Raw genomic sequence first — 15334 nt, forward strand, 5'->3', positions numbered from 1 at the left:
TGCCACTCGACCGAGCCTGGCTCCGGCACCGCACCGGCCAGACGAGGTGGACTCCGGTGATCGCGCGCCGGCGTTCCTGTGCGGATTCGACGAGCTTGCACACCATGGCCGGGGCCGCGGCGTGGCTGCCCGCACCACGGGTGAGCCTGGTGCGGAGCTTGACCGTGGAGAACGTCGACTGGATGGGACGCGTGGCGGAGCACGGCCCTGCCGGACTGCTGGAAAGGCGTTCCGCGAAGGGACTACACATCGCGGTGGCAGACGGCACATGGGCACACGGGTCCCGTCTTCCCGGACGGCCGACGGCTGCTGGAGCGCCTGGCGGAACGCCGCTCGACGGCTCTGAAACGGCCCCGCTCCCCTGGGGCTGACCCGGGAGACCATGTCGCGGCCCAAGGAACACCGCCCGGCACGCGCCTGGCTCCCGCCGCTGTCCGGCTGCCGCCGTGCGGTCTCGGCACAGGGCCAGGTCGCTCACCCGTGTCGCCTCGGTTACGGTCACCTCTGGTTCTTGCGGCGGTCGTGCGCCGGGGCGTCCAGGGCCTCGATCGCCGCCTCGATACGGCGTGTGTGCTCGATCTCCGCCCGCCAGGCGGTGAAGGCCTCCTCCCGGCTCAGCTGGACGACGTGGGCTCCTCCCCTGCGCCGGCCGGTCCGGGCATGACCGCCTTCGCCCTCGCCGGCCTGGTCGGCCGCCTCGCTTACCGGAAGCCATCGCCGGCCGGGAAGCCCGCAGCCAGACCCTCTTGGGTACGCATGGGCCTCAACCAGCCGAGGGCCAGACTGGTTGAGGCCACGAACGTGCATCCTTCCCGGACCGGCACGGTGTGCGGTCAGCCGCCGGCTACGGCAGGGTGGCTCCCTCCGCGCTCAGCGCGGCGGGCACGGGCTGGAAGAAGGTCTCACCGCCGGACGTGCAGTCACCGCTGCCGCCCGAGGTCAGACCGATCGCCGCGTCGGAGTCGAAGAGCGCGCCGCCGCTGTCGCCGGGCTCGGCACACACATCGGTGTCGATGAGCCCCGAGACCGATCCCTCCTGGTAGTTGACGGTCGCGTCGAGCCCGTTGACCGTGCCGCTGTGCAGCCCTGAGGTGCTGCCGCTGCGCGTGACCGTCTCGCCCACGTACGCGTCCGCGGCGTGCGTGATCTCCTGGCTGCTCCCGTCGTAGAGGTCGACGGCGCTGGGGTGGTCGCTGCCGGCGTCGTCGTACTGGACCAGGGCGTAGTCGGTCCCGGGGAACTGCGAGTCGACGGTCTGGCCGACCTCTCCTCCGCCCTGCGAGTCGGACCACGTCGAGGAGGCGTTGCCGCAGTGCCCGGCGGTGAGGAAGTAGGGTGCGCCGTTCACGGTCACGTTGAATCCGAGGGAGCAGCGCACACTGCTGCCCCAGATGGCGTCGCCGCCCGCGAGGAACGGCTTGAACGCGGAGGCGGCCCGACGTACGGCCACCTTGTCACCGAGCGAGCCGACCACGCTGTTCAGCCGGGCGCGCTCGGCCCTGGTGACCGTGGGGTCGACGGTCACGACCACCTTGTCCTGACGGGGGTCGATCGACCAGGCGGTGCCCGCGATCCGGGCTCGCCGGGTCAGCGTGCCGATGGCTCCTCGGAGTTGGGGGGCTGAGTAGCGCACGGTTCTCGGCACAGCGCCGGCGGCGCGCACCGACCCGGCCGCGGACGGGTCGGTGATGTTCACGACGAAGCGGTGAGCCGCGGCGTCGTAGTAGGAACCGGCGGCACGGCCGCCCAGCCGTGCGACGAGGGCCGCAGCGGACGCGGCGCGGGCCGCGGCCGGGGACGCCTGCATCCCGGAGGGGGCCGCCGCGACCGGGCCGGCCCCGGGGAGCAGGGCCGCGCCGGCGATGAGGACGGCGACGCTCGCACCGGTGAGCGCGCGGGTGGTCAAGCCTGTTCGGCGTTGCGTCATGGGGAGAGCCTCCAGTGGGGGTTGCCCCGCCCACTCGTCGGGCCGGGGCCGGAGGGATGAGGGGCATGGGCCTTCCCCGACCCGCACAGATCGGTCGTGCCCATGCCAAGCGCCGACGAGTATGGCGAGGCTTCCGCACCCCAACAAGGAAAGGTTCCGGCCGGACGTCCCCGACGGCAGACCGGCGGGCGCGGTCGCCGTCCTCGCGCCCGAACACTGCCTCCACGCCCGACGTTCACGTACGGTGCTGATCGCCCCGCTGCCGCTCACGCTCGGTTCACCCAGGACTGGCCGGTACCCGACCACGGCGTCCGGAATTCGGAGTCGCCGTCCTTCATTTGGAGCACTCTTGGGTCACTGATGACCTGTCCCACGAGAGGCGACGCCCTCGGGCCCGAGGACCGGCTCCGGTTCCTCGAAGGAACCGCTCTGCTGGTGACCAGCCGTGATCACCGGGAGAACACGGGAGCACCGCAGTCGTAGAGGGTGAAGCTTCCGTCGGAGCGGCGGCCGTAGGCGGTGGGCCGGATGCGGGTGCACTGGGACCTCACCCAGGTGGTGGCGGGAGTGATGGGGCGCTGGGTGGTGAGCAGGGCGTAGCGCAGCTGGTGGGTGGCGACGAGCCTGCCGAGCTGTTGGGTGGTGGGGAACGGGGTGCTGCCGGTGAAGCCGCCCATGACGAGGATGGGTTCGGACTTCGCGCGCAGCAAGGGCTCGGCGCTGTAGGCCGCCTGGGTGGCTAGCAGGTATTTTTCGCTGCGGCGGTGCGTGGTGAGGTAGTCGAGCAGGGCTGTGTCGCGGGCGCTGGGCCGGTCGAGTCCTACCCGCTTGGGCGCGTGGTGGACGCCGTACGCCCTGCCGACCGGACCGGCCATCGGCGAGGTGGCGGCGCCCGCGTAGAGCGGGTCGAGGCTGGAGACGGCCCAGCCCGCCGGTACGACCAGCATGGCAGCGATCCCGGTGGCGAGGGCGGCGTTGACCATCCGCGGGGAGGTGCGCGGCCCGCGGGTCCACAGGCCTGCCACGCCGCACACCGCGAGCATCACGGCGATCGGCAGCAGCCGTGCGAGGAACCGGGTCGGCCAGTCCAGCACCAGCGCCCACGCCACCGTCAGCACGATCGCCGCCGGCAGTGCCATGTGCCGCCGGCCGCCCGCCTCGTGCACCGCCTCGTGCCGGGCCTCGTACTCCGCTCGGAACAGCGCGAGGCCGCCGCCGGTCAGCGCGGCGAGCGCCGGGGCGATGACGGCCGTGTAGTAGGCGTGGTTGCCGTTGGAGGAGCTGAACACCAGGGCGTGTACGGCCAGCCAGCCGCCCCACAGCAGCAGTCCCGTGCGCATCGGGTCCGTTCGCGGTTGCCCGGCGCGCCAGACGACGCCCAGGACCGTCGCGAGCAGGGCCAGCGGCAGGAACCAGGCGATCTGCGGGCCGACGGTGTGGTTGATCAGCATGCCCCAGCCTGTGTTGCCGGTGGTGCGGCTGGCGGCGGTGCCCGCGACGGCGCCGAAGGCGGTGGAGTCGCTGCTGAAGCGGCTCAGGCCGTTGTAGCCGAAGACCAGGGTGAACGGGTCGTTGTCGGAGGTGCCGTCGAGGTAGGGGCGGTGCGCGGCCGGTGTGGCCCAGGTGATGAGCACCCAGGAGCAGGAGACCGTCAGGGCGACCGCGCCGGCCAGCAGGACACGCAGTCCTCGCTGCACCCTGGTTCCGGGCGCGGCGAGTTGGTAGACGGCGGCGAAGACGGGCAGCACCAGCCATGCCTGCAGCATCTTGGTCTGGAAGGCGAGCCCCACCCAGACCCCGCAGGTGATCAGCGGCAGAAGCCGCTCGGTGCGCACGGCCTTCTGCAGTGCCCCGGCAGCCGCGACCAGCAGCAGGGTGAGCGCGGTGTCGGGGATGGTGGCGCGCGTGAGGACGACGGTGACGGGGGTGAGGGTGAGGGTCAGGGCGGCGATCAGCGCGGCGAAGGGGCCGGCCCAGGCTCGTACGATCCGGTGGAGCAGCCATACGGTGAGTACGCCCTCCACGGCCTGCGGAAGCGCGGCCGCCCAGGTGTGCGGGCCGAAGAGCCAGACGGTGGCGGCATCGGGCCAGAAGGCGCCGGGGAGCTTGTCGATGGTGATCGAGGCGCACGCGTCGAGTCCGCCGAAGAAGAAGGCCCGCCAGTTGTCGGCCATCGAACGTATCGCCGCGCCGTAGAAGGGGTGGAGCGCGGCGTGTCCGATGCCCCAGGAATACAGCACCGCGGCGATGACCAGCACCACGGCGAGCGCCGGGCGTTCCCAGTGCGGGCCGTCTCCCGGTGGGTCGAAGCGGCGCCCGGCCGCCCGGCGGCCTCGGTGCGTGCCGGTGGGCTGGACGGCGGTGAAGGCGGGCATGGCGGTGGTCCTCGTATCGGCAGTCAGGTAAGGCTTCGGTGCGGGGGCGTGATCACAGACGGCGCGCCGCCCGGAAGCCGCGGGCGTAGAAGTCGGTGCCGTCGAGCAGCGAACGGCCCGACAGATCTCCCAGGGTGGGGCCGTTGGCGGCGGAGCGGCTGGAGTAGAAGCGGTGCCGGCCCTGGTCGTCGAGACCCATGTACATGCCACAGTGGTCGATGAAGTTCGGCCGGTCCTTGATGATCGCGAAGAAGACCAGATCGCCCGGTTGCAGGGCGCCGAGGTCGGTGGGCTGTTGCTGGTTGTCGCGGATCACCATGCGTCCGGGGCCGTAGGCGGCGATGGCGAAGGCACGGCGTGGCAGTCCCACGCCCCGGGTGTTGGTGTTGTGCATGAGGATGCCCATGCGGTAGCCCCACACCAGGCGCTGGAAGCCGGAGCAGTCGACGTCGCCGTAGCGGGCCCTTTCCGGCCTCACGCGCGTGCCGTCCGGGAAGGTCCAGGGAATGCCCAGGTAGTCGTAGAAGTCGGACTGTTCGGCGTGGTAGGCGAAGTCCAGAGGATTGTTGACCTTGGCGTTGCGTGGGCCGAAGTGGGCGGTGCCCGCGTAGCGCACGCCGGCCGCGTTGTGCTTGTCGGGTGCTCCGGCGCTGGAGTACTCGAACGCCACCGCGAAGACGTCCGGGCTGGAGTCGGCGAGTGTCCTGGGGAACCAGCTTGTGAACCAGGCGGACTTCTCCATCCCCTGCTGCCACGGGTGCGGCAGCACCCGAACCCAGGCGTTCGTGGTCACCGTGGCCTGGGTGGTCCGCGGCTCGCTGAAGGTGCGCTCGGGGCCGGTGAGTACGGCCGTTCGGGCGCCGTCGGTGAACGTGGCGAGGGTGCCGCCGTCGGCGGCGCGGACCACGGTGCGGGGCGGGGCGGACAGCCGCTCGAAGGTACGGGGCCCGGTGGGCCGGGCGCTCGGGCCGGCGCCCCTGCCGTCGGCGGCGGTGCCGCCGAGGTCGCCGCTGCCGTGGCCGAGGCGGTCCCAGGCGTATCCGCCCGCCACCCCGGCTGCCGCCACGCCGGCGATCGCACCGAGCAGGGCGCGGCGCGTCGGGCGGCTGCGTCTGCCGGTGGGTTCGAAGTGCATGGCCGATCCTCCTGGACGTGCGAGGTGAGAGTGTGGTGGACAGGTCAGCCGGTGGGCAGGAGGCCGACCAGCAGACCGCAGACCAGCACCACGTACGTGGCGAGCGTCACTGCTGTGGTCGAGATGAGCGTGGCCGCCATCGGCTGGCGGAGCATCTGGTAGGAGACCAGGCCGGGGACGATGAAGCCGAGGGTCTGTGACGTGTACAGGAGCGGAAATTCGTGACTGAGCGCCAGCATCACGGTGGTCTGCGTCAGCACCGCGCACAGCACCACGGCGGCGAACAGCCGCTTGCCGTAGAGGATCACTGTGCGCTGCACGAGCTTGGTCATGACGTACGTGAGTGCCGCCACGCCGACCATCAGGGCGGCCATCTGCATGTCGGTGATGAGCGTGAGGGCGATCCAGCCGGGTGTGATCATTCCCCCGGGAGACAGGTTGGTGGTCAGGTAGCAGACGAGCGAGAGGATCAGCCCCAGGGCGATCCCGAGCGCGGACGTCTGTGCGGTGAGGTGGGCGGGGATCACGGGTTCCTCGTGGACTGGGACGGATCGTGGGAGTGGTGCGGCTCGCCTGGGGCGCTTTCGCCGGCCGGCCGGCCCTGGCGGCCGGCGAACCGGTGGGCGACTTGGCGCTGGTCCGGGATGTGGAAGCCGTACGCCGGTGTCTCCAGCGGCGCGACCCAGCTGTACGGCTCCGGCTCGGGCGGCCGGGCGACCGCGAGCCGTGTGCGGGGCACCGCGATCTGCATGGTTTCCTGGTCCAGGCCGTCACCGCCGGGAACGGCGTCGAGCGGGTCCTCCGAGTCGTCCAGGGGCAGTTCGGCGAGGCGTTCCAGGAACAGCTCGCCCTGGCCGTGGATGTTGCCGATCGCCACCAGTGAGGAGGTCGGGCCGAGTTCCGCGAGCACCGCCGCGGTCAGTTCCCCGGGGTGCCGGCGGTCGCCGCCGAGATCCACCACGCGCCCGGTGAAGCCGGCGGGAATCGCATCGCGGGCACTCTTGGTCGGATGACCGATCAGGAACACGGTCTCGGCGCCGAGGTCGGGGATGATCGCGCCCATCTGGCCGTTGCGCTCCACCCGGTCCGGGCGGCAGTTGACGACCACGTTCAGCGGCCGTCGGATCGCGCCGAGTTCCTCCAGTTGCCTGACGTTCAGCAGCGTCGACTCCGGATCGTTGGCCGCGAAGACGTTGGCGAACCGCAGCCGCTTGCCGTCCGAAGTGACGTAGCGCTCCACCGACAGCACGCCCGGGTCGGGCGGTGCGTCCCACATGCCCTGCAGGGCGGTCTGCCGGTCCACGCCGAGCAGTCCGGCGACGGCCAGCGCGATCGCCACGTTCTCCTTGAAGGTGAACCAGCTGAAGCCGCGCAGTTCCTCGTCGGTGACCGTCTCGGGATCGGCGTAGACGAGTGTGCAGTTCCGGGCGTCGGCCTCCTCCTTGAGGATGTGGAAGCGCTCCTTCTCCGCCGTCACGCACACCCCGCCCACGGGCATCGAGCGGGAGAGCGACCGTGCGACGTCGTCCAGCGTCGGCCCCATCTCCTCCAGATGGTCCTCGCGGACATTGCACAACACGCCGATCGTGGAGCGGATCAGCTTCTCCTGGTTGATCTCCTGCAGCGCGGGCATCACCGCCATGCACTCGATCACCAGCGCGTCCGGCCGGTACGTCGCCGCCCGGCGCACGATGCCGATCTGTTCGACGATGTTGGACAGGCCGAACTTGCGGTACACCGGTTCCTCGGTGGCATCCGGGTGGATGAACCGGGCCGCGGTGCCGGTGGTCTTGGCCACCGTGACCAGGCCGCCGCCGCGCAGCGCGCCCGCGCACAGCCGGGTGATCGAACTCTTGCCGCGGATGCCGTTGACCAGCACCCGCGTGGGTATCTGCTCCAGTGAGGCGAAGTGCCGCCGCTGCTCCACGATTCCGGCGATCCACAGCACGGCGGAGCACAGCAGGACGACGACATAGAGGAAGAGCACCAGTTTTCCGCCCTTCTACCGCTGGAGGGTGGTCGCGCGCGGGCCCCGCGAGGGCCTGGTGGCGTGGCCGGATCTGGCCGCCCGGTCGCGTTCCGCCAGGGCCTGGCGGATCAGCTCCAGGCTGCGGGTCACCGAGCCGACCTCGTCGTGGTTGACCGGGTGCAGCACGGTGCGGCGGTCTCCGGCGGCGAGCCGTTCGACCAGTACGGCGACCGCACGCAGCGGCCGGATCACCACGACATGCAGCCAGCCCAGGCAGGCCGCGCCCACAGCGAGGCCGAGGAGCCCCGCGAGCATGGTGCGCTGCTCGGCCTGCACCGCGGGGATCTGGAGCGCCGCCGCGGGCTCCGCAGCCACCACGTGCCAGCCGAGGCGGGCCGTCGGTCCGCTCTGCGCCAGCGGCGCGGCGGCGTCGACCGATGGCCCCGAGGACGTGCGGAGAACCGCCGAGTTCGAGGTGCCCGCGGTCCCCGGGGCGCCCTGGGCGGCGCGGACGAGACGGGTCAGGCCGGAGTCGGGCAAGGACTGGAAGGCACGGTAGCCCACGCTCGCCGCCAGCACCCTGTCGTGGCCGTCCGTCACCCAGACGCTGCCTAACTTCGGCCTCGGCAGGATGGAGTTGAGCGCCTTCACGTCGATCTCGCCGAACAGGACCACCCCGGCCGCGGGAGCCTTGCCCCGCACGGCCCGGACCTGGGCGTAGGCGGCGATCGCCGGGATCCGGCCCGAGGTGTTGACCGTGGTGATCCCGCCGCCGTCCGGCACGTGGAGCAGGGTGCGCAGCGGTACCTCGCCCACCCGCAGCGTGATGCCGCCCGAGCGGCCGAGGAGGTACAGAGAGCGGTACTGCTTGTGGTCGGCGAGGGTGTGCCGCAGAACCCGGGTCTGGGCGGCGCGGCTCAGGCCCGGCAGTCCCGCGGCCACGTCGCTCAGGTCGGTGTACGACTGGTCGAGGGACTGCCGGATCCGGTTCGCCGCGAGTTCGGTACGCGCCTGATGGGCGGCGAGGACAGGAGCCGGAACCGCGGTCGTGGCATCCGCCCGGTTCAAAAGGAAGATCATGGGTACTGCCCAGCAGGCCACGACCAGCAAGCCGGCCACGGCGAGTGCCCGGTAGCCCGGTCCTCGCCGGGCTGGGAACTCCTCGGGGCCGCTCTGGCCGAGCAGTTGCCGACGCAGTGACTCCAGTGCCCGTCCGATCCGGGCCAGTTCCCCGTAACCGTGCACCGGAACCGGCCGGTACAGTCCCTCCAGCGCGGTCGGCTCGTCCTCGGTCGCGCCCCGGGACAGGCGGCCGGCGGACAGATACAGCCGAAGCAGTGGCCGCTGCACCAGGAAGTGCAGCGCCAGTCCCAGCAGCAGCGAGACTCCGGCCAGCGCCCCGGCGGCTTCGAGCGCGAAGCGCGCGTAGTCGGCGGTGCTGGTCGTGACGGGCACCGTGCGGGAGGTGAGCAACACCAGACCGAGGCCGTCGGTGTCGCCCGGACCGGTCGTCGAGGCGACCTGGGCCCAGCCCGCCACCGTACGCACGCTGCCCGTGGTGGTGCCCAGCAGGCTTCCCGCGGCGTCGGCGCCACGCCCCGACGCCGTCGCCGCACGGGCCGCCGCCGCGGGCAGACCGCTGTCGGCGGCCGCCGGTGACGCCGTGCCACGGGCGGTGGTGGCGAGCACCGCGCCACTCGCGTCCAGCACTGCGGCGACGCGTCCGTCACCGTACGTCCTGAGGGCGGGGAGCGCCTCGGAGACCACCAGCAGCCACTGCCGCTCGGTCCGGCTCGATGCCTGGTACTGGTCCTGGTTGGCGTCCTCCTGCTGCGCGGACAGCACGACCCTGGCGAAGTACAGCAGTTGCCGCACACCGCCCGACGTCACCAGCCAGGGCCGGATCCTGCCGTGTCCGGACGCCGCCTTGACGTCCCCTCCGGCCAGTGGCACCGGTTTGCCGCCGGTCGCCAGCAGTCTGCCGGTGTGCGGGTCGAGCAACGCGCTGCCGAGAATCGTCTTCCTGCCAGGGGTCAGCGCTTTGAGCGCGGTGGTGGCGGATGTGCTCGTCGCCGGGTAGACGGCGGCCGTACGGCGCAGCGTGCTCGCCTCGACGTCGATCGTGGTGCGCACCGACAGCGCGGTGTCCGCGGCGATCTGCTGCTCGTCGCTCAGCACGGCCTGCGGCACCTGACCGACGTGGACGCCGTCGAGGCCGATCACCGTCAGTGCGGCGACCACCAGCAAAAGCACGACAAGGGAGGCGATCGGCGGGCGCACCCCGCCGAGCATCGGCATGTCGGCGCGACGACGGATACGGCGCCGGCGCGGCGCTCGGGGTGCGGAGGGCAGAACTCGATCCTTCCTCAACTGGCGTCGGGCGCCTCGGTGTTCGATGGAGCGAACACGCTAGCCCCGTATGATCACATAACCATCACATTTTCGTGAGCCGTGCGTATGAAGAGGAGCATCGGGTGATGGTCGGCGCCACAGGCTCGTCCGGCATGCCGCACGGCTTCCGCCGGTCCGCAGGACGCCGCTTACACCCCGTGACGACCTTCAGCGCAGGAACAGGCCACTCCTCGCCACACCCGTGCATGGCGATCCGAGCCCTGGACTGCGCTGCCCCAAGGCCGGCCTGGCCGGCACGCCGCTGCTCCATCTCAACGAACGCGCAACTCGTCCGCCACGCCGGGCCGAAGGACGACGGCCGGGCAAGGGCTGCGGGCAGGCGCTCCGCCACGGATGGCGGTGCCACAGCCGACTCGGGAACCAGCCACAGCACCGCCACGACCGGACCGCCACCAAGATGAAGTTTGAGTCCCGGCCAGGTTTCGGAGGTGCTGGGTGTCGGCCGACTTGGCGCCACCCCTTGCGTGATGTCATGCACAGGTTCAGAATCCGGCTTGCGAACACGCGTGCACCTTGCGCGAACGTCCTTCACCCCCACCTCCGGTGGAACACCGGCTGTTTGAAGGGATGTTCAGTGCCACGCATGACTCCAGGCCGAAGACGCCTCATCACCGCATTCACCACGCTCCCGGCCACGGTCGGCCCAGCAACCAGGCGCGGCGGGAACCGGGGAGCCGAGCTGGCGACGCCGGCCATGGGGACGACCGGGACGACCAACACGCTGCACGGTGCCGCCGCTTGGAGCGCGCCTCCACGCTGAGCCATGGCGTGTGGCCGCGTCGCATGCACGCGACGCGCCTGCGTCAGCCCGTGGCGCAACTACGCGAAAGACCCCCTTGCATCACCTGACGCGAGTCCACTCTGTCGCGTTCCGCCGGTTTTGCCGTGTCCGTCTGCGGCCGCCGGCCCCCACACATACCGCCAGGAGAGACATGTCCAGACCGGCAAGAGGAAGAACGCCATTGCTCGTCGGTGCACTGGCCGCGGCGATGGCGTTCGCCGCCCCCACCCCCGCCTTCGCCAGCCCATCGAGCTCCGCGGCCGCCCTGGCGGCCCCGCATGCAACTGCTCCCTCCCTCGCACAGGTCAGCAGTGACCCGTACTCCGACTCACAGGCCCAGCACGCCACCGAAGTCGAGCCGGACACCTACAGCTTCGGAAGCACCGTCGTCGCCGCCTTCCAGGTCGGCCGGGTCTCCGGCGGCGGGGCGTCCAACATCGGGTGGGCGACCTCCACCGACAACGGGCAGAGCTGGACGCATGGCTTCCTGCCAAGCTCCACCACGAACACCGGCGGCCCGTACTCCGCCGCCAGTGACGCCTCCGTGGCATACGACGCCAAGGACGGGGTGTGGATGGTCTCCTGGCTGGGCATCCGCTCCGGAAACAGCGTCGACGTCGAGGTCAGCCGCTCCACGGACGGCGGCCACACCTGGGGCGCCCCGGTCACCCTCTCCACCGGCACCTTCGACGACAAGAACTGGACGGTCTGCGACAACCACCCGTCCAGCCCGTACTACGGCCACTGCTACACCGAATACGACGACGCCAACGCAGGCGACGCCGAGCACATGAAGACCTCGACCGACGGTGGCGCGACCTGGGGCGCGCAGCGGAGCCCCGCCGACAGCCCCAGCGGACTCGGCGGCCAGCCGGTCGTGCAGCCCAACGGCACCGTCGTCGTACCGTTCTCCTCCGGCAGCGAGGACAGCGAACGGGCCTTCATCTCCACCAACGGCGGCAGCAGTTGGGGCTCGAGCGTGCAGATCGCCACCGTCTCGCACCACCCGGTCGCCGGTCTGGAGGACGACGCAGCCGACATGTCGAGGCTGGACACCCTGCGCGAGGGGCCCCTGCCGTCCGCTGAGATCGACGCCTCCGGTCGCGTCTACGTGGTCTGGTCCGACTGCCGCTTCCGCACCAACTGCACCAGCAACGACATCATCATGTCGACCTCGACGAACGGCACCTCGTGGAGCGCGCCGACCCGCGTACCGATCGACGCCGCCAACAGCGCCGCCGACCACTTCGTCCCCGGGATCGGCGTGGACCCCAGCAGTTCCGGCAGCACCGCCCGCATCGGGCTGACGTACTACTACTACCCGAACGCCTCCTGCACGGACACCACCTGCCAACTCGACGCAGGCTACGTCTCGTCCACCGACGGCGGCACCACGTGGACGGCACCCACCCAGCTCGCCGGCCCCATGACACTGGCCTGGCTGCCCAACACCACGCAAGGCCGGATGTTCGGCGACTACATATCCACGTCCGTCCTGTCCGGCGGCAACGCTGTCACCGTGATCCCCATCGCCCACACCCCCAGCGGCAGCACCTTCGACGTGGCGATGTACGCACCGACCGGCGGCCTGCCGATCGGCAGCGGCCGGCCAGGCGGCAACACCGTCACCGTCACCAACCCCGGCGACCAGACCGGCACCGCCGACACCTCCGTGAACCTGCAGATCACAGCGGCCGACTCCTCCTCGTCCGCCAAGCTCACCTACAGCGCGGCCGGCCTGCCACCCGGCCTGACCATCGCCTCCACCACCGGCCTGATCTCCGGCACACCCACCACCGCCGGCACCTACCACGTCACCGCCACCGCCACCGATGACACAGGCGCCACCGGCTCCACCACGTTCACCTGGACGGTCAACCCGGCAGGCGGCGGAACCTGCACCAGCACCGGCCAGAAGCTCGGCAACCCGGGCTTCGAGTCCGGCAACACGGTATGGTCCGCCAGCTCGGGCGTCATCGGGCAGTACGGCTCACAGGGCGAGCCCCCGCACGGCGGCACATGGGACGCATGGCTGGACGGCTACGGCAGCTCCCACACCGACACCCTCTCGCAGCCCGTGACCATCCCGGCCGGCTGCAAGGCCACCCTCAGCCTGTACCTGCACGTCGACACCGCCGAGACCACGACCTCCACCGCGTACGACAAGCTCACCGTCAAGGCCGCAGGCACCACACTGGCCACCTACTCCAACCTCGACGCCGCCACCGGCTACACCCAGAAGACCTTCGACGTCTCGTCCCTGGCCGGCCAGACCGTCACCATCGCCTTCACCGGCACCGAAGACGCATCCCTGCAGACCTCGTTCGTCATCGACGACACCGCCCTTACCCTCAGCTGACCCTCAACCGACTCCGATCTGCCAGCACCGCACTCCCCGGGCCGGACGACGTCTGGTGTTCATCCGGCCCGGAGCGAGGTGACGGTCCAGCGGGCGGACGCTCACGGTGGCCGGCCGGAGTACGTCTCTGGGTAGCGCGCGTGCGAGTGCGCCTGGGAGCCCGAGCACGGTCTTCAAGGCGCTCGTGCACGGACTGGCCACCGCCCGCCGCGCCGGTGTACGACGGGGAGAATCCCGGGGTGCGGCGGGCGTGCGAGCTGCTGGGACTGGACCGTGAGCGTGCGGTCTCGCGGCCCGACGACACGACGGGTGTCGAGACCTCGGGGCTGCGGACGAGGCTGCGGCGCATTGCGGGGCGCCATGGTGGTGCCACCTGCGACACTCCCCTGCACGGCGTGATCGACAACCTGGCCGAGCTGGCGCGCCGCCGCAGCTGCGTGTGGCCGGATGCAGTTCATGTCGACAGGCGACGCGGGCGGCTGATGGTCGCGCACAGCGAGGAAGTGCCGCCGCGGTCGTTTGCGCACGGCGCCGTACGCGGCGGCGACGGCTGAGAACGCATGCACCTGGCACGCGATCCGCGGCCCCTCCCGCTGGATCCGCCACCCCGTCCCCGGGCGAGGGAGCCCGGCGAGGGAACGGAGCGCGGCGCCTGTGGTCCGGCCGAGGAGTCCGAGCCGGCGGGGCGGTCCCGGTCGGCGCCGCGCACGCCGGGGACCGCCCTCACCCCGGGACTGGCTCCGGCTGCTCAGACGGCGTTCAGTCCTCCGTCCACCACCAGGCTCTGACCGGTGATGTAGGAGGCACGGTCGGAGAGCAGAAAAGTGACGGCTTCGGCCACCTCCCAGGCGGTGCCCTGGCGTCCGAGCGGTATGCGGGTGAACGAGGCGGTACGCGACGCCCGTCGGGCCGAGGCCTCGCGGCCCATCGGCGTGTCGATCAGCCCCGGGACGACCAGGTTCGCGCGGACGCCACGCGGCGCTCCCTCCTTGGCCACATGCCGGGTGAGACCGAAGAGGCCTGCCTTGGAGCTGTCGTAGGCGGGCGAGTTGGTGGCGGCGCGCAGGCCGGCCACGGAACCGACGAAGACGATCGAGCCCCCGTCGGCGATCGCGGGCAGTGCGTACTTGGCGGCGAGGAAAGGGGCGCCCAGGTTGAGCGCGAGCACGCGCTCCCACTGCTGCGGTGAGGTGCCCGCCAGGCCCGCACCGAGGCCGATGCCGACGTTGACCACCAGAGCGTCGAGTGCCCCGAGTTCGCTGAGGGCCTCGGCGACCACGGCCGAGGACCGGCCGGGGTCCGTGGCGTCTCCGACCACGGCGACGCCACGGCCGCCCTCCTCGCCGACCAGTGCGGCGGTGGCCGCCGCGGCGCCGGCGGAGACGTCGGCACAGGCCACGGAGGCTCCTTCGCGGGCGGCGAGCACGGCCACCGCCCGCCCGTTGCCCACCGGGGCCCCCGGATCATCGCTGGGGCGGGTGCCGGCGCCGACGACCAGGACGTTCCGGCCGGCCAGGAGGCCGTTCGGCCGGGTGGTGGGGTGCAGGGGCTCAGACATCACCGTGTGCTCCTTCCGCCGCGTCCCGGCCGGCTTCGGCGGGGGCGGGCAGCGTTTCCGCTGCATAGCCGGGCTCGAGCGGGGTGCCGACGGAGTTCAGGAAGAAGGCGACCATGTGGTACTGGCCGACGAGCATGGTGATTTCGATCAGCTGCGCCTCGTCGTGGTCCGCGGCGAGTGCGGACCAGGTGGCAGCGGACAGGCGTGCGTCCCGGTGCAGCTCGTCGGCGGCACGCAGCAGACAGGCGTCGGCCGGCGCCCACCCCTGGGCGTCCGGGCCCGCGCCCACCCGCCGGACCTCCTCGCCGGTGATCCCGGCGGCCCTGGCCAGGGGTACATGCCGCCCCCACTCGTAACCGGCCCGGGTGTTGTACGCGGTACGCAGGATCAGCAGTTCCCGGGTCCGGTCCGGAAGACGGCCACCGCGCAGCAGGTGGGTGCCGAACGGCAGGAAGTGCCGGAACAGGCCGCTGTGGCGCACCAAGGTCGTGAAGACGTTGGCGACGCGGCCGTCGGCATCCCTGGGGATCGGGGCGAGCAGTTCCCGGGTGGTCGCGTCCCAGCGGTCCTCGGGCAGCGGCGCCAGGCGCGGGCCGGTGTCGGCGGCAGCAGGGCGGGGCCGCGGGGGGTGATCGTCGGGCATGGAGGTCTCCGCACGGTTCGTCGGGGGTGCATCGTTGCCATGGCGGCGGTCGGAGCACGGATGATCGGCGCCGCGTTGCGAGCGCCTGCGCGCTGCTTCCGCCGCAGTGCCACTGTCCTGCCGGAGGCGGGCGCCTGTCGCCGGCTCGCCGGCCAAGGGAGGAAGTCGGCATATT

General features: G+C 71.6%; 10 protein-coding genes. 2 read left to right on the forward strand and 8 right to left on the reverse strand.

Annotated features, from left to right (window positions below; genetic code table 11):
• Positions 1-844: 844 nt before the first annotated feature.
• The 6 genes from ACGFZN_RS31720 to ACGFZN_RS31745 all read right to left on the reverse strand — a co-directional run bounded on the left by ACGFZN_RS31720 (position 845) and on the right by ACGFZN_RS31745 (position 9686).
• On the reverse strand, positions 845-1927 hold the full coding sequence (locus tag ACGFZN_RS31720; protein ID WP_393861879.1) for a S1 family peptidase: 1083 nt from the start codon (positions 1925-1927) through the stop codon (positions 845-847).
• Between the two features lie 449 nt (positions 1928-2376).
• A complete protein-coding gene (locus tag ACGFZN_RS31725; protein WP_393861880.1) occupies positions 2377-4302 on the reverse strand; it encodes an ArnT family glycosyltransferase in 1926 nt (641 codons plus the stop codon).
• A gap of 52 nt (positions 4303-4354) precedes the next feature.
• Entirely contained in the window at positions 4355-5437 is a 1083-nt protein-coding gene (locus tag ACGFZN_RS31730; RefSeq protein ID WP_393861881.1) for an NlpC/P60 family protein, read from the reverse strand.
• A 44-nt stretch (positions 5438-5481) separates the two neighbouring features.
• Positions 5482-5964, reverse strand: a complete 483-nt coding sequence (locus tag ACGFZN_RS31735; protein ID WP_393861882.1) for a poly-gamma-glutamate biosynthesis protein PgsC/CapC — start codon at positions 5962-5964, stop codon at positions 5482-5484.
• Positions 5961-7424: a poly-gamma-glutamate synthase PgsB gene (pgsB, locus tag ACGFZN_RS31740; RefSeq protein WP_393861883.1), complete on the reverse strand. Its 1464-nt coding sequence runs from the start codon at positions 7422-7424 to the stop codon at positions 5961-5963. The genes ACGFZN_RS31735 and pgsB overlap by 4 nt, the downstream gene beginning before the upstream one ends.
• A 15-nt stretch (positions 7425-7439) precedes the next feature.
• The gene (locus ACGFZN_RS31745) at positions 7440-9686 is read right to left on the reverse strand and encodes a HAMP domain-containing protein (RefSeq protein ID WP_393861884.1); all 2247 of its coding nucleotides are present in this window, start codon (positions 9684-9686) and stop codon (positions 7440-7442) included.
• 1064 nt (positions 9687-10750) lie between these two features.
• On the opposite strand from ACGFZN_RS31745, the gene ACGFZN_RS31750 reads away from it, so the two are divergent.
• Complete coding sequence (locus tag ACGFZN_RS31750) at positions 10751-12958, forward strand: putative Ig domain-containing protein (protein ID WP_393861885.1); 2208 nt, start codon at positions 10751-10753, stop codon at positions 12956-12958.
• A 395-nt stretch (positions 12959-13353) separates the two neighbouring features.
• Positions 13354-13512, forward strand: coding sequence for a hypothetical protein (locus ACGFZN_RS31755; protein ID WP_393861886.1), 159 nt, complete (start codon positions 13354-13356; stop codon positions 13510-13512).
• A gap of 194 nt (positions 13513-13706) precedes the next feature.
• On the opposite strand, the gene ACGFZN_RS31760 is transcribed toward ACGFZN_RS31755, so the two are convergent.
• Together ACGFZN_RS31760 and ACGFZN_RS31765 are read right to left on the reverse strand one after the other, a co-directional pair.
• Positions 13707-14516: an SDR family NAD(P)-dependent oxidoreductase gene (locus tag ACGFZN_RS31760; protein WP_393861887.1), complete on the reverse strand. Its 810-nt coding sequence runs from the start codon at positions 14514-14516 to the stop codon at positions 13707-13709.
• Complete coding sequence (locus tag ACGFZN_RS31765; RefSeq protein WP_393861888.1) at positions 14509-15159, reverse strand: carboxymuconolactone decarboxylase family protein; 651 nt, start codon at positions 15157-15159, stop codon at positions 14509-14511. The genes ACGFZN_RS31760 and ACGFZN_RS31765 overlap by 8 nt, the downstream gene beginning before the upstream one ends.
• Positions 15160-15334 lie beyond the last annotated feature (175 nt).

Origin of the sequence: Streptomyces sp. NPDC048192, from assembly GCF_043202415.1 — a bacterium.
GTDB lineage: Bacteria > Actinomycetota > Actinomycetes > Streptomycetales > Streptomycetaceae > Streptomyces.

What these genes read in the sequence shown, in the direction of transcription:
- ACGFZN_RS31720 (WP_393861879.1), bottom strand. Translation starts at nt 1,927, where the DNA reads ATGACGCAACGCCGAACAGGCTTGACCACCCGCGCGCTCACCGGTGCG.
- ACGFZN_RS31725 (WP_393861880.1), bottom strand. Translation starts at nt 4,302, where the DNA reads ATGCCCGCCTTCACCGCCGTCCAGCCCACCGGCACGCACCGAGGCCGC.
- ACGFZN_RS31730 (WP_393861881.1), bottom strand. Translation starts at nt 5,437, where the DNA reads ATGCACTTCGAACCCACCGGCAGACGCAGCCGCCCGACGCGCCGCGCC.
- ACGFZN_RS31750 (WP_393861885.1), top strand. Translation starts at nt 10,751, where the DNA reads ATGTCCAGACCGGCAAGAGGAAGAACGCCATTGCTCGTCGGTGCACTG.
- ACGFZN_RS31760 (WP_393861887.1), bottom strand. Translation starts at nt 14,516, where the DNA reads ATGTCTGAGCCCCTGCACCCCACCACCCGGCCGAACGGCCTCCTGGCC.
- ACGFZN_RS31765 (WP_393861888.1), bottom strand. Translation starts at nt 15,159, where the DNA reads ATGCCCGACGATCACCCCCCGCGGCCCCGCCCTGCTGCCGCCGACACC.